Origin of the sequence: Sulfuricella sp. (genome assembly GCA_041651995.1) — a bacterium.
In the GTDB taxonomy this organism is placed as follows: domain Bacteria; phylum Pseudomonadota; class Gammaproteobacteria; order Burkholderiales; family Sulfuricellaceae; genus Sulfurimicrobium.
In genome coordinates, this window is sequence record JBAZID010000010.1 from 22,963 (window position 1) to 36,382 (window position 13,420).

The window sequence follows — 13,420 nt, forward strand, 5'->3', positions numbered from 1 at the left end:
ATTGAAATGGCAGTAACCCCTCACGACCTGGTGGTCGAAGCCAAATCCCTGATCAGTGAAGTTTCCTGCGATGAAGCCATGTCCCTGCTCGGCAAGCGCGTCGTGCTGGACGTGCGCGAGTATGATGAATATGCCGCAGGCCACCTGCCGGGCGCCATCAACATCCCGCGCGGCATACTCGAATTCAAGATCGGCATGGTGCCGGAAGCAGCGCCGCGTGATGCCTCGCTGCTGATCTATTGCCGCACCAGCGGCCGCGCGGCTCTGTCCGCCGTGCAGCTGCACCGGCTGGGCTATAGCGATGTGGTCTCCCTGTCCGGCGGCTTCGATCAGTGGAACAACGAACAGCGGCCGACCGAGAAGCCAGAGCAGATCAACTTCGAGTAATTCCGGAATTTGCCCGGATGGTTTACAAAACGCCCGTTTCCGTCCTGGTGGTCATCTACACGCCGGATTTGCAGGTCCTGCTGCTGGAACGCGCCGATCATCCCGGTTACTGGCAATCGGTGACCGGCAGCTGCGATCCCGGCGAGAACCTGCGCCAGACCGCAGTGCGCGAAGTGGCCGAGGAAACGGGTCTCGCTGCCGAATCATTCCGGCTCAGCGACTGGAATACTCAAAATGTGTTCGAGATTTATGCCGAGTGGCGCCATCGTTACGCCCCCGGCGTCACACACAATACCGAGCACGTGTATGGACTGTGTCTGCCGGAGCCGCTGCCCATTACCCTCGCCCCGCGCGAGCACCTGGATTTTGTCTGGCTGCCATGGCAGGAGGCGGCCCGAAAGGCTTTTTCCTGGACCAACGTGGCGGCTATCGAGAAGCTTCCGGAGATGACTGGCCATCCTGGTTAAAGCCGGGAAATCCGGGAATTCCGCGCAAATAGTGTTCCCCCAGCAGTTTGCTCTCCTCGCGCAGGAAATCCAGAAAGGCCAGCGCGACCACGGATAGCTGCTTGTCCTTGGGATGGGCTATGTACCAGTGGCGGCGGATCGGGAATCCCGCGACATCGAGCAAAACCAGGTCTTCAGCACTACGCTCCAGCGCGAGGGTATGCGCCGACAGCACCGCGATACCCAGCCCGCCAGCCACTGCCTGCTTGATCGCCTCGTTGCTGCCGAGTTCCATCCTGACCTTGAGTTTCAGCCCGCGCTCGCCGAAAAAACGCTCGGTGGCGAGACGGGTGCCGGAGCCCGCCTCGCGCATCAGGAACGGCTCCTCCACCAGGCGCGATAGCGGAATATTCCTCTCCGCCGCCAGGGGATGGCTGCTTGCGGCCAGCACCACCAGCGGGTTCTCCAGGAAGGGTTCCAGCTCCACCTCCATGTGTTCCGGCGGCTGCCCGAGCACGTACAGATCGTCCTCGTTGTCGGCCATGCGCTGCAACACCCGCTCGCGGTTGGTCACCTTGAGCGAGACGTCAATGCCGGGATAGCGCTGGCAGAAAGACCCGAGCAGGCGCGGCACGAAATATTTGGCGGTGGTGATCACCGCCAGGCGCAGCTTGCCCGCCTTCACCCCCTTCATGTCAGAAACCAGCATCTCGAACCGCGACAGCCCCTCGAAAATGTCGTGGCTGACCTTGAGCAGCTCGCGCCCGGCATCGGTCAAATGAATGCGCTTGCCGATCTGTTCCAGCAAGGGCAACCCGACAATATCGCTCAACTGCTTGAGCTGGATGGAGACGGTCGGCTGGGTCAGGTGAAGCTCCTCGGCGGCGCGGGTGAAACTGAGGTTGCGCGCCACCGACTCGAACACCTTGAGCTGGCGCAAAGTGGCATGTTTCATTGCCGTTTCCTCGAAAAAAGTATCATAGATAATTATCTATGATTAGCCTTTAAAAATACAATTATTATTTATGATCCAACATGGTTACAGTGGCAACACGCTCTAACGAGCCACAAGCTTTCCATACCGGAAAGCATACTGTTTTAACCCGAAATCAAGGAGCTAGCAATGGCAGTCAAGACCTACAACGCCGGTGTGAAAGAATACCGGCAAACTTACTGGACGCCGGAATACACCCCGCTGGATACCGACATCCTTGCCTGTTTCAAAATCACCCCGCAGCCGGGTGTGCCCCGCGAGGAAGTCGCCGCCGCCGTGGCTGCCGAATCTTCAACCGGCACCTGGACCACGGTGTGGACCGACCTGCTGACCGACCTGGATTACTACAAGGGCCGCGCCTATCGCATCGAAGACGTGCCTGGCGACGATACCTGCTTCTACGCCTTCGTGGCCTACCCGATCGATCTGTTCGAAGAGGGTTCCGTGGTCAACGTGCTGACCTCGCTGGTGGGCAACGTGTTCGGTTTCAAGGCGCTGCGCGCGCTGCGTCTGGAAGACATCCGCTTCCCGATCGCCTACGTCAAGACCTGCGGCGGCCCACCCCAGGGCATCCAGGTCGAACGCGACAAGATGAACAAGTATGGCCGTCCGATGCTGGGCTGCACCATCAAGCCCAAGCTGGGTCTGTCCGCCAAGAACTACGGCCGTGCCGTGTACGAGTGCCTGCGCGGTGGCCTGGACTTCACCAAGGACGACGAGAACGTCAACAGCCAGCCGTTCATGCGTTGGCGCGATCGTTTCGAATTCGTGCATGAAGCCACCATGAAAGCGCAGCGCGAAACCGGCGAGCGCAAGGGCCACTACCTGAACGTCACGGCTCCAACGCCAGAAATGATGTATGAGCGTGCCGAGTTCGCCAAGGAAATCGGCGCACCGATCATCATGCACGACTACCTCACCGGTGGTCTGACGGCCAACACCGGCCTGGCCAACTGGTGCCGCAAGAACGGCATGCTGCTGCACATCCACCGCGCCATGCACGCCGTGCTCGACCGCAACCCGCACCACGGCATCCACTTCCGCGTCTTGACCAAGGTGCTGCGCCTGTCCGGCGGCGACCACCTGCACTCCGGTACCGTGGTGGGCAAGCTGGAAGGCGACCGTGAAGCGACCCTGGGCTGGATCGACATCATGCGCGACGAGTTCATCAAGGAAGACCGTTCACGCGGCATCTTCTTCGATCAGGACTGGGGCTCCATGCCTGGCGTGATGCCGGTCGCATCCGGCGGTATTCACGTCTGGCACATGCCGGCACTGGTGAACATCTTCGGCGATGATTCGGTGTTGCAGTTCGGCGGCGGCACCTTGGGTCACCCCTGGGGTAACGCAGCCGGCGCGGCGGCCAACCGTGTCGCTCTGGAAGCCAGCGTGGCAGCGCGTAACGAGGGTCGGAATATCGAAAAAGAAGGCAAGGATATTCTGACCAAGGCAGCGGCCAACAGCCCGGAACTGAAGATCGCCATGGAAACCTGGAAAGAGATCAAGTTCGAGTTCGACACCGTCGACAAGCTGGACGTGGCACATAAATAAATTGGTGAGGCGTGAGGGGATAGGGGTGAGGCGAAAAACCTCCCCTCACCCCTCCCGCCTAACCCCTCACCTGAATATAAGGAGCAATAAAATGAGTGAAGTGATGGATTACAAATCGCGCGTTAGCGATCCTGCCAGCCGCAAGTTCGAGACCTTCTCCTACTTGCCGGCCATGACTGCGGACGAGATCAAGACGCAAGTGGAATATCTGGTTTCCAAAGGCTGGAATCCGGCCATCGAGCATACCGAGCCGGAATACCTGATGGATTCCTACTGGTACATGTGGAAGCTGCCGATGTTCGGCGAAACCGACGTGAGCAAGGTGCTGGCTGAAGCCGAAGCCTGTCACAAGGCCAACCCCAACAACCACGTGCGTCTGATTGGTTACAACAACTTCAACCAGTCACAGGGCGCGGCGATGGTGATTTTCCGCGGCAAGACGGTTTGATGTAGCGCTTTCCCCGCCGTCACCCCCTTTCGGCGGCGGGGTTTTTTTGAGCAAACAGTCATCAGCTATCAGATGTTGGCAAGGAATGCGATAAGAGCGGGCTCTTGCCGAAAGCAGATAGCTGATCGCTGACAGCCATGAGGAACGGACATGAACGACATCATCCAGCAGTACCGTATTGAAAAAGAACCCTACTACCGCCCCGTCTCGGACGAGGTGGAGCTGTACGAAGCCGCCTACAGCGTGCGCATGCCGATGATGCTGAAAGGCCCGACCGGCTGCGGCAAGACCCGCTTCGTCGAACACATGGCCTGGAAGCTGGGCAAGCCGCTGATCACCGTGGCCTGCAACGAGGACATGACCGCCTCCGACCTGGTCGGCCGCTTTCTGCTCGACGCCAACGGCACCCGCTGGCAGGATGGCCCGCTCGCCCTCGGCGCGCGCCACGGCGCCATCGTCTATCTGGATGAAGTGGTGGAAGCGCGCCAGGACACCACCGTGGTGATCCACCCGCTGACCGACAACCGCCGCGTGCTGCCGCTGGAAAAGAAAGGCGAGCTGGTGCATGCCCACCCCGACTTCCAGTTGGTGATTTCCTACAACCCCGGCTACCAGAGCCTGATGAAGGATCTGAAGCAGTCCACCAAGCAGCGTTTCGGCGGCCTCGACTTCAACTATCCCGAGCATGCCATCGAAACCGAGATCGTCGCCCATGAAACCGGCGTCAGCGCGGAAGTGGCCGGCAAGCTGGTGTCCATTGCCGAACGCGCCCGCAATCTCAAGGGCCACGGGCTGGACGAGGGCATCTCGACGCGCATGCTGACCTACGCCGGCAGCCTGATCGCCACCGGCGTCGACCCGGTCAAGGCCTGCCGCGTGGCGCTGGTGCGTCCGATCACCGACGATCCCGACATGCGCGATGCGCTGGATGCGGCGGTAACCACTTTCTTTTAGGTGAGGCGAGAGGCGTGAGGGGTGAGGCGAGAAAACCCTGGTTCTTCGCCTCACCCCTACCCCCTCACCCCTTACGGAGGTTCCATGAGCATCAATCTCGAAGACTATCAGGAACTGCTGGACTCGCTTTCCCCGGCATTGCAGGAAAGCCTGCATGCTGCGTGGCATGAAGCGGCCAAGGTTTTCAGCGCGCGCGGCCTGGACAATTATCTCAAGGGTGCCGCCGCGCTGAAGACACTGGGCAAGGGCGACGATCTGATCGCCACCTGGATCGACCATGCGCCGCTGGTGGCCAAGGAGATCGGCGAGGATGTCGTTCCGGACCTGGCGCAGACCGCACTTGAGTTCGCATCCAAGACCTCGGGAGCCGTCATCGAGCTGGTGCTCAGTACCGCGCCCACGGCGGCCAATCGCCTCGGTGACGAGGTGCTGTTTCGCGCTTATCTGCAATTTCTCAATACCCTGCTGTCCCAGGCGCCGCGCGGCATGCGCCCGATGCTGGAAAACCTGGAAAAATTGTTCAGCCAGCTCACCCTGGGCGGTTTGCGCCGCTGGGCGCTGTGGGGCGCCCACGCCCACCGCACCAACTATCCGGAGCAGGCCAACTACTTCAGCCTGCAATCCAGGGAATCCCTGGCCATGCTCCAGAAGGAGCGCAAGGGCACCCTGTTCATCGATGTGCAGCGCCGCATCAACATGTACCTGCGCGCTCTGTGGGCACGGGATTTTTTCATGAAGCCGACCTCCGGCGACTTCGAGACGCGCGAAGGCTACCGGCCCTATGTGGAAGGCTATTTCATCCACTTGCCCGACGCCTACGATGATTTTTTACTCCCCTCCCCCCAAAGCGGGGGAGGGGCTGGGGGAGAGGGGAGCAAGCTGCCAGGCCTGGAAATGTATCGCGCCGCCGCCGCCCATAGCGCCGCCCACCTCGTTCATACCCAGGAACCCATTTCGGCCGAGGCGCTCAATCCCTGGCAGATGGCAGTGATCAGCGTGATCGAGGATGCCCGGGTGGAAACACTGGCGGTGCGCAAGTTTCCCGGCCTCAAACATCTCTGGTCTCAACTGCATACGATTGAGCCCGTTCAGGGCAAATCGGCAGGCGATTACCTCAACCGCCTGGCACGCGCCCTGCTGGATAACAGCTACCAGGACAACGATCCGTGGATCGCCCAGGGAAGAGTATTGTTCAAGCAGGCAGCGGAGCAACTCGACACCAACCAGGTGTCCTGGGACATCGGCGTGCAACTGGCGCATGAATTCATGGCCAGGCGTATTCCCTTCAATCCGCGCACCGACCAGCTCACTGCGCCCTACCGCGACGACAACCGCTATTTCTGGGAATTCGAGGAATTCGATTTCGACAAGGCCATGGCAGCGGGTTACGAAGCTCCCAAGCAGGTGCGCAAGCACGTCAACCTGATGGAATTCGCCAACGAAATCGATGTCGAGAATGCCGGCGACGACGCGGAAGAAATCTGGGTGCTGGGCACCGAGTTGTTCCCCTATGAAGACATGGGCAAGTCCTTCAACGAACTGGAAGGCAAGGAACCGGTTTCCGAGCCCTACCATTACGCCGAGTGGGATTACCAGATCCAGCTCGAACGTCCGGCCTGGGCCACGGTGCTGGAAAAACGTCCGAAAGCCGGCGACCTGCAACTGATCGACGACATCGCCGCGCAGCACAAGCGCACTATCGGCCGCCTCAAGTTCCTGCTCGATGCCCTCCAGCCGCAGGGCGTGACGCGCATTCGCAAGCTCGAAGACGGCGACGAGGTGGACGTCAACGCGGCGATCCGCGCCATGATCGACATCCGCATGGGGCAGCAGCCCGACCCGCGCATCATGATGCGTTCGGTGCGCAAGGTGCGCGACATTTCGGTGATGGTGCTGCTGGACCTGTCGGCATCCACCAACGACAAGGTAAGCGGGCAGGATTACAGCGTGCTGGATTTGCAACGCCAGGCTACCGTGTTGCTGGCCGACGCCATCCACAAGATTGGCGACCCCTTCGCGATCCACGGCTTCTGCTCGGACGGCCGCCACAATGTCGAATATTTCCGCTTCAAGGATTTCGACCAGACCTATGGCGAGCTGCCGAAGTCGCGCCTGGCGGGCATGAGCGGCCAGCTATCCACGCGCATGGGCGCGGCCATCCGCCATGCCGGGCATTACCTGAAATTGCAGAAATCAGCCAAGAAGCTGCTGCTGGTCATCACCGATGGCGAACCCGCCGACATCGACGTGCGCGACCCGCAGTACCTGCGCTACGATACCAAAAAAGCGGTGGAGGAAATGGCGCGCTGCGGCGTGACTACTTTCTGCATGTCGCTTGACCCCAGGGCGGATCAATATGTTTCCCGGATTTTCGGGGCCAGGAACTACATGGTCGTGGACCATGTGGAACGATTGCCGGAGAAGTTGCCGGTACTTTATGCGGGGCTTACACGATGACACAGCAAACTTATGCCGGTATCGACCAGGATACCAATGCCGGCCTGACCCACCTCGGGCGCATGGTGCGCGATGCCTGGGTGTTCGGTATCCTGCCGGAAACGGAAACCTGCGCGGGCTGGGATTCCGCGCGCATGCAGAACCTGTACGAGCAGGTTTATGCGGCCTGGGAACCCTATGCGCATCTGCCCAGCCGTCTGCCGGAAGCATTGCGCGAGCGCCATGCCCGCTTTTATGCCCAGGCCATCACGGCCGCGCGTGATGAGGGCTGGGACCCGGAGCTGGGCGAGGACGAATAAGGCCTCTAAGAAAGCAGTCTTAAACTCGTGCATGTAGGAGCGCCGCCCCCGGCGCGAATGCGGCCACAAATCGCGGCGAGTCCCCGGCCAAAGCACCCGAGGACAAGGGCGCCGCACCCACAACGGGATTTTGGCGCTAACCAGGTAATCCTGAATTGAATATTAACGACGGCCCGTCGAAGCGGCCCTTTTTGTCCCGGTCCTGCATGGCGCGGATCGGGACAAACAGGGAGCCGGAGGCGCAACGGGAAAGCAGTTCGCTGCTTATTTCATGTCGCGGTAACGGGTGATTTCCATAAGGCGGGTAGAATGCACGGATTAAAGAAAATTATCCATGCTTTGTATGTCCTTATGGGAGGTAAAGATGAAAAAACCGATTCAGGAATTCAACAAGTGGCTGCTCTCACTGGTCGAGCACCTCGGCCTGCTGGTGATCGCCATTGCCACGGTGTTCGCCATGGGCAGCGAAGTCATGGTCATGGTGAGAGCGGAGATGGTCACCCTGGCCGACCTGCTGCTGCTCTTCCTGTACCTGGAAGTGCTGGCGATGGTCGGTCTGTATTATGGCACTGGCAAGCTGCCGGTGCGCTTTCCGCTCTACATCGGCATGGTGGCGCTGGCGCGCTACATGATCCTGGACATGAAGGCCATGGACGACTGGCGCATGTTGGCGGTGAGCGGCTCGATCCTGATGCTGACCATGGCGGTGCTGATGATCCGCTTCGGCCATGTCCGCTACCCGTATCCGGGCGACGAGCAGGCGATCGAGCAGCGAAACGGCAGCCAGGCAAAGAATTGAACGATGGGTGTAAACCTCAATCATGACAACTCGCATCATTAATGGCCGGAGAAAGAATTCATGAAGAAATCAGCTGGTTCCAAAAAAACTGCCAGTATCACTGGTAGCAGGATTCTGGTCGGCATCCTCACCGGCAGCCCCAACGACCTGCCCACCGTGGTCAAGGTGCGCGATACCCTGAGCGAACTGGGCATCGCCAGCGAAATCGTGGTGGCTTCGGCGCATCGCACCCCGGACAAGGTGCTGGCCTATCTCGAACGCGCGCACCGGGAGGACGTGCAGGTTCTGATCGGCTGTGCCGGCGTGGCCGCCCATCTGGCCGGCGTCATCGCGGGCCATACCCGCCTGCCGGTGATCGGCCTGCCGCTTTCGGGCGGCATCATGTCCGGCCTGGATGCCCTGCTGTCGACCGTGCAGATGCCGCCCGGAGTGCCCGTTGCTACCGTGGCGGTGGATGGCGCGAAGAACGCCGCCATGCTGGCCGCCCGCATCCTGGCGCTGAAATTCCCGGAAATCAACCTGGCTCTGGAAGCGGCAGCGAAGAAGGAACGCGCCCGCTACGACCAGACTGCCGATGAAGCATTGGCGAAACTGACAGGAAAATAAGATGGCGCTGGTCAACATGGCCGACATGCTGGGCCACGCCTACCGCCATGCTTATGCCGTGGGTGCATTTGGCGTGGTGACGCTGGATTTTCTCGAAGCCATCATCCAGGCGGCGGAAAACTATCGCGCGCCGGTGATCCTCAATCTGGCCGAATCGCATTTCGGCTATTACGATTTTGATCTGCTGGCCCCGGCTGTGGTGGCGGCGGCGCGGCGCGCCAGCGTGCCGGTGGCGATCCATCTCGATCACGGGCAGAGCCTCGAATCCGCCGGGCGCGCGATTCGTTCCGGATTCAGCGGGGTGATGGTGGACTACTCTGATCAGACTTTCGAGGACAACCTGCGCCTGACGCGCGAAGTGGTCGCCCTGGCGCATGCCAGCGGGGTGGCAGTGGAGGGAGAACTGGGCTACGTTCCGGGAGGCGAGGGTGAGAATGCGGAAAAGCTGTCCCATGAATTCGACTACACCTCGCATTCAGAGGCCAAGGTGTACGTGGCGCGCAGCGGGGTGGATTGCCTGGCAGTGTCTATCGGCACCCGGCACGGGCGCATGAAAGGGACGCCCAAGCTGGATTATGCGCGGCTGGCGAAAATCAACGAAGCGGTGGGCATCCCGCTGGTGATTCACGGCGGCAGCGGGTTGTCGGATGAACAGTTCCGTAAGCTGATCGCCAACGGCGTGGCCAAGATCAACTACTACACCGCGCTTTCCGATCTTGCGGTGCAGCATATCCGGGATAACCCCAGCATCGGCGACAGCGGGTACATGGCCCTCAAACGCAGCGTCCGTGACGCGGTGCGTGCCGAAGTGGAGCGTTGCATCCGCCTGTGGGGCAGTGGCGGGCGCGCGGCGGAGGTGCTGGAACAGTGCCGCTCCCAGGTCGAAGCCAAAGCTTAGCGCTTAGCCATTATTCGCGCGACCGGCTGATTTTTTCCTCATATTCTGGTAAGTTTAGCGTTTGCTAATTTTCCCGGATGCGAAGCCACGCCATGCAAGTCAGCCCCATTACCTTCGACAAGTTCAGCCAGATGCAGGATGGCGACTGCCAGGCCCGCATCATTGCCGCCAAGGCCAAACTAGGGAAGCGACTGGTGATTCTCGGACACCACTACCAGCGCGACGACGTGATCTGTCACGCCGATTTCACCGGCGACTCGCTCAAGCTTTCGCGCCAGGCGGCGGATTCGGAAGCGGAGTACATCGTGTTCTGCGGCGTGCATTTCATGGCCGAGGTGGCGGATGTCCTGTCACGCCCGGAACAGATTTCCATCCTGCCCGATCTGTCCGCCGGCTGTTCCATGGCGGACATGGCCACCCTGTCCAAGGTCGAGCGCGCCTGGCGCGAGCTGAAAACGGTGCTCGATCCGGATGAAAACGTCACGCCCGTCACCTACATCAACTCCGCCGCCGACCTGAAAGCCTTCTGCGGCGAGCACGGCGGCATCGTCTGCACTTCCAGCAACGCCACCAGAATCCTCGAATGGTCCTTTGCCCGGCGCGAGAAGGTGCTGTTCTTCCCCGACCAGAACCTGGGCCGCTGGAGCGGCTTCAAGATGGGCATTCCGCTCGATGAAATGGTGCTGTGGGACTACGACCAGCCAATGGGCGGCCTGACGCCGGAGCAGATCAAAAAAGCCAGGATTATTTTATGGAAAGGCCTGTGCTCGGTGCACCAGATGTTCCAGCCGCAGCACATCCACAAATTCCGCGAACAGCACCCGGACGGCCTGGTGATCTCCCACCCCGAATGCAGCTTCGAGGTGTGCCAGCTGTCGGACTATGTCGGCTCCACCGAATACATCATCAAGACCATCGCCGAATCCGCGCCGGGTACCAAGTGGCTGGTCGGCACCGAGCTGAACCTGGTCAACCGGCTGGCGAACCGCTTCAAGCCGGAAGGCAAGCTGGTGCAGTTCATGTCCTCGACAGTGTGCATGTGCTCCACCATGGCGCGCATCGACCCGCAGCACCTGGCCTGGATTCTGGAAAACCTGGCTGAAGGCAAAGTGATAAACCAGATCAAGGTACCGCCCCAGGAAGCCGCAATGGCTCGCCTGTCGCTGCAACGCATGCTCGACGCTTCCTGATTTGCCTGGTGGAATGCGGTGGCGGCACGCAAAGCCTGATCACGCGTAGTCAGTCACGCTGAAACGAAAGGGCTCCCCCCTGATAAGGGGGGCTGGGGGGGTTAAATCCAGGCCTGTGGGTCATCCTGTAACCCCCCTCATTCCCCCCTTGTGCGAGCATCCGCTGTGCGGATTGCCTGCTTGACCCACTTCAGGGGGAGGTGTCCGCTCAAGAGTATCCGTGTCTTTCATCCTGGCAGGCTGCTAACCCGTCTCCGCCAGCCCCCTCACTTTACGAGTCGCATCCATTGCATGTCGTAGCACAATAGCGCTACATTTGGCCTTGTCCCTTGTTTGGAGTGCCCGACATTGTCAATCAAACCCTGGCGAGGGCGACCGACAGCAAAGGCCGAGTACCAAGCATTGGCCCTGTGCACCCGGAAGGAGCTTCGGACTGGAAGCTGAGAAATGTCTACGAAAGCGGGTGAAGTCCAGAGCACTCGACTCTCGGGGTGTTAAAATGGACTCAATCAATCCGACAGTTAAAATTGATGGAAACGAAACCTGCCTGCTCAGCGGATCAAGTCATGTGTCATTGCAGTGGCACCAAGCAAAGCTACATTCAACGCCTGTTTGACGAGGGACTGGATATACAGGACATTTCCAGAAGGACGGGTGCGCTTTCCGGCTGTGGCGGTTGTGAATGGGATATTGGGGATTACTTGAAGGAACTTGCCGCACAACGCGCAAGTGGAACGACCATCAATAAGTAGATGTGACGTCATCAGGAGCAAGTGGGGATGGCGCCCAATTGGAGCAGCAATAAGGGGCTTGGCTCGAATTACCTTCCAAGCCGGCGTTCCGATTGTGTCGTTTGTACGCAGTCGCGTTTAGAGAAAGCAGCCGTTCGGGTGATTCTCGCCCCTATGGCTGGTGACGATTCCATACCGGTCGTTGGACCACCTGAATGCCACCGACAGCAAAGGCCGGAGGCTGTGTGGAAACGTGTAGAGATAACGGTTTAGGGGTAGTGATATCAGGAATTATTGCCGCTGATTTTCAGAATCCGCGATCGGAGTTGGGCGCTGCACACCTGTCGTTTAGTCACGCAGCAAATAAAAATGGTGTCTGACCCCATTTATTACGCGTGCTTGTGGCTTTATGCTGTTGATTTCTTGCTCCTTATCCGCTCGCGCACGAAAGTTTTGAAGCCTTCAAAGTCCAGTTGCGCTACTTCACCAGTGGCTTCGACCACTCGTGCGCTCTCATGTGGTGCAGCCAATTCACTGGCCAGTATGCGGAAGCGTAGCCGTAACTTCCCTGGACCAAGCGGGATGATTCCGAGCGTGTCGGAGGATCTGCCTTCCTCGCCGGGCAGCAGGGTACCAAAGCGCACTTGGCAGACCGGAATTAAACCTTCGTCATCGACGACGAGTCGCCTGTTCTGGCTGGCCATAACTTCTGGCATAGTGCGTATGCCAGAAAGGAGATCCCAATGCATTCTTGGCTCCCTAGGCAGCTCGTCTCCTGGGAGCATCTGGAAGCCTTGTCCCGCAAGTGGCTCAACGGAAACCTCAAGCTTAGCGTTCGAGAGTTGAACCTCTGAGCGATTGAGCAGCACGAACTGCATCTGGATGAGTCCTTCGTCCACACGTACAAACTCCGCGTACTCCCTCCAGAAATGCCTGTTGTCATGCCCCATGAAAGGACGGATATCGATTCCAAGCGGGCCGCTGGCCTGCCGAGGACTCACATAATCGGGGAACTTCTCGGAGAACTGCAGGTAGCTTCGAGCAAAGGTGTCAGGCAGGTTGTTGTTGTCGGGCGTAAGCACGGACAGATCCACCCGCATGTCGCCGCGCCCGGCATCGGCGAGCGCCATCGCCGTGATTTCTGGTGGCTCTGCCTCGTCCGTACTACTGCCGCGACGCACGTACACAATGTTGCTCTTTAGCTTGCCGTAGGCATGGGAAAGGTAGAACGGGCGCTTTTGCTTCGGAATCGAGATGACGCCGATGGTTTTTCCTTCGTACAAGTGCTCTTCATAGCGGAACGTTAGCTTGGGCTTCACCTTACTGTGTACGAACTGCTGCACCATTGCGTCGTCGATAGTCTGGGAGATGCCCAACACTTCGGCTGGGTGAGGCCGCCGGTCCTTGAAACCGAGGAGGATGTACCCAGTACCGTCGCGCCACGCATTTGCAATCGCGAGGATATCCTTAAGCATTTCGGCCTTATCGTCCTCGCTGCCGCCGATGAAGCGGTACTGCGCTGACTTGAAGTCAATGTCGGTGCCCTCGCTCTTGTACCGTAGTGAAGTCAGCAGTTCTTCTATCAACGTCTCTCCCTCCTAGCCGCATTGTAAGCTAGGTCTAATGAGTGGGCTACGCGGCTTCCAACACTTCAGCAAGT

Annotated in this window: 14 protein-coding genes; 12 read left to right on the top strand and 2 right to left on the bottom strand. The window is 59.6% G+C overall.

The annotated features are described in order from the left end of the window. The first annotated feature begins 6 nt into the window (after positions 1–6). The gene (locus tag WC392_11890; protein ID MFA5243065.1) at positions 7–387 is read left to right on the top strand and encodes a rhodanese-like domain-containing protein; all 381 of its coding nucleotides are present in this window, start codon (positions 7–9) and stop codon (positions 385–387) included. Between the two features lie 17 nt (positions 388–404). Beyond that, entirely contained in the window at positions 405–854 is a 450-nt protein-coding gene (gene nudB, locus WC392_11895) for a dihydroneopterin triphosphate diphosphatase (protein ID MFA5243066.1), read from the top strand. Here the strand turns inward: nudB and WC392_11900 are convergent. Further along, positions 814–1,788: a LysR substrate-binding domain-containing protein gene (locus WC392_11900; protein ID MFA5243067.1), complete on the bottom strand. Its 975-nt coding sequence runs from the start codon at positions 1,786–1,788 to the stop codon at positions 814–816. The two genes, nudB and WC392_11900, sit on opposite strands and share 41 nt — an antisense overlap. A gap of 168 nt (positions 1,789–1,956) precedes the next feature. Here WC392_11900 and WC392_11905 point away from each other — a divergent pair, with 168 nt between their 5' ends. From WC392_11905 to WC392_11950, 10 genes are all read left to right on the top strand, one after another. Next, positions 1,957–3,378 carry a form I ribulose bisphosphate carboxylase large subunit gene (locus WC392_11905; GenBank protein ID MFA5243068.1) on the top strand — a complete coding sequence of 474 codons (1,422 nt, stop codon included), beginning with the start codon at positions 1,957–1,959 and terminating at the stop codon, positions 3,376–3,378. Between the two features lie 91 nt (positions 3,379–3,469). Beyond that, complete coding sequence (locus WC392_11910) at positions 3,470–3,826, top strand: ribulose bisphosphate carboxylase small subunit (GenBank protein MFA5243069.1); 357 nt, start codon at positions 3,470–3,472, stop codon at positions 3,824–3,826. A 150-nt stretch (positions 3,827–3,976) separates the two neighbouring features. Next, entirely contained in the window at positions 3,977–4,780 is an 804-nt protein-coding gene (locus WC392_11915; GenBank protein MFA5243070.1) for a CbbQ/NirQ/NorQ/GpvN family protein, read from the top strand. A gap of 84 nt (positions 4,781–4,864) precedes the next feature. Further along, complete coding sequence (locus WC392_11920; protein ID MFA5243071.1) at positions 4,865–7,237, top strand: VWA domain-containing protein; 2,373 nt, start codon at positions 4,865–4,867, stop codon at positions 7,235–7,237. After that, on the top strand, positions 7,234–7,536 hold the full coding sequence (locus WC392_11925; GenBank protein ID MFA5243072.1) for a hypothetical protein: 303 nt from the start codon (positions 7,234–7,236) through the stop codon (positions 7,534–7,536). The genes WC392_11920 and WC392_11925 overlap by 4 nt, the downstream gene beginning before the upstream one ends. Before the next feature lie 364 nt (positions 7,537–7,900). Beyond that, a complete protein-coding gene (locus WC392_11930; GenBank protein MFA5243073.1) occupies positions 7,901–8,335 on the top strand; it encodes a phosphate-starvation-inducible PsiE family protein in 435 nt (144 codons plus the stop codon). Positions 8,336–8,395: 60 nt separating this feature from the next. Beyond that, the gene (gene purE, locus WC392_11935) at positions 8,396–8,941 is read left to right on the top strand and encodes a 5-(carboxyamino)imidazole ribonucleotide mutase (protein MFA5243074.1); all 546 of its coding nucleotides are present in this window, start codon (positions 8,396–8,398) and stop codon (positions 8,939–8,941) included. A 1-nt stretch (position 8,942) separates the two neighbouring features. Further along, the gene (locus WC392_11940; GenBank protein ID MFA5243075.1) at positions 8,943–9,839 is read left to right on the top strand and encodes a class II fructose-bisphosphate aldolase; all 897 of its coding nucleotides are present in this window, start codon (positions 8,943–8,945) and stop codon (positions 9,837–9,839) included. A gap of 92 nt (positions 9,840–9,931) precedes the next feature. Beyond that, positions 9,932–11,029 carry a quinolinate synthase NadA gene (gene nadA / locus WC392_11945; GenBank protein MFA5243076.1) on the top strand — a complete coding sequence of 366 codons (1,098 nt, stop codon included), beginning with the start codon at positions 9,932–9,934 and terminating at the stop codon, positions 11,027–11,029. A gap of 566 nt (positions 11,030–11,595) precedes the next feature. Further along, entirely contained in the window at positions 11,596–11,781 is a 186-nt protein-coding gene (locus WC392_11950; protein ID MFA5243077.1) for a (2Fe-2S)-binding protein, read from the top strand. A gap of 386 nt (positions 11,782–12,167) precedes the next feature. Here WC392_11950 and WC392_11955 read toward each other — a convergent pair whose 3' ends face one another. After that, on the bottom strand, positions 12,168–13,346 hold the full coding sequence (locus tag WC392_11955; protein MFA5243078.1) for an ATP-binding protein: 1,179 nt from the start codon (positions 13,344–13,346) through the stop codon (positions 12,168–12,170). Positions 13,347–13,420 lie beyond the last annotated feature (74 nt).

Bases quoted from the DNA above. Each gene is read 5' to 3' on its own strand.
- WC392_11915 (MFA5243070.1), top strand. From the start codon at position 3,977: ATGAACGACATCATCCAGCAGTACCGTATTGAAAAAGAACCCTACTAC.
- purE (MFA5243074.1), top strand. From the start codon at position 8,396: ATGAAGAAATCAGCTGGTTCCAAAAAAACTGCCAGTATCACTGGTAGC.
- WC392_11925 (MFA5243072.1), top strand. From the start codon at position 7,234: ATGACACAGCAAACTTATGCCGGTATCGACCAGGATACCAATGCCGGC.
- WC392_11890 (MFA5243065.1), top strand. From the start codon at position 7: ATGGCAGTAACCCCTCACGACCTGGTGGTCGAAGCCAAATCCCTGATC.
- WC392_11910 (MFA5243069.1), top strand. From the start codon at position 3,470: ATGAGTGAAGTGATGGATTACAAATCGCGCGTTAGCGATCCTGCCAGC.
- WC392_11950 (MFA5243077.1), top strand. From the start codon at position 11,596: ATGTGTCATTGCAGTGGCACCAAGCAAAGCTACATTCAACGCCTGTTT.
- WC392_11930 (MFA5243073.1), top strand. From the start codon at position 7,901: ATGAAAAAACCGATTCAGGAATTCAACAAGTGGCTGCTCTCACTGGTC.
- WC392_11900 (MFA5243067.1), bottom strand. From the start codon at position 1,788: ATGAAACATGCCACTTTGCGCCAGCTCAAGGTGTTCGAGTCGGTGGCG.
- nudB (MFA5243066.1), top strand. From the start codon at position 405: ATGGTTTACAAAACGCCCGTTTCCGTCCTGGTGGTCATCTACACGCCG.
- WC392_11905 (MFA5243068.1), top strand. From the start codon at position 1,957: ATGGCAGTCAAGACCTACAACGCCGGTGTGAAAGAATACCGGCAAACT.
- WC392_11920 (MFA5243071.1), top strand. From the start codon at position 4,865: ATGAGCATCAATCTCGAAGACTATCAGGAACTGCTGGACTCGCTTTCC.
- WC392_11940 (MFA5243075.1), top strand. From the start codon at position 8,943: ATGGCGCTGGTCAACATGGCCGACATGCTGGGCCACGCCTACCGCCAT.
- nadA (MFA5243076.1), top strand. From the start codon at position 9,932: ATGCAAGTCAGCCCCATTACCTTCGACAAGTTCAGCCAGATGCAGGAT.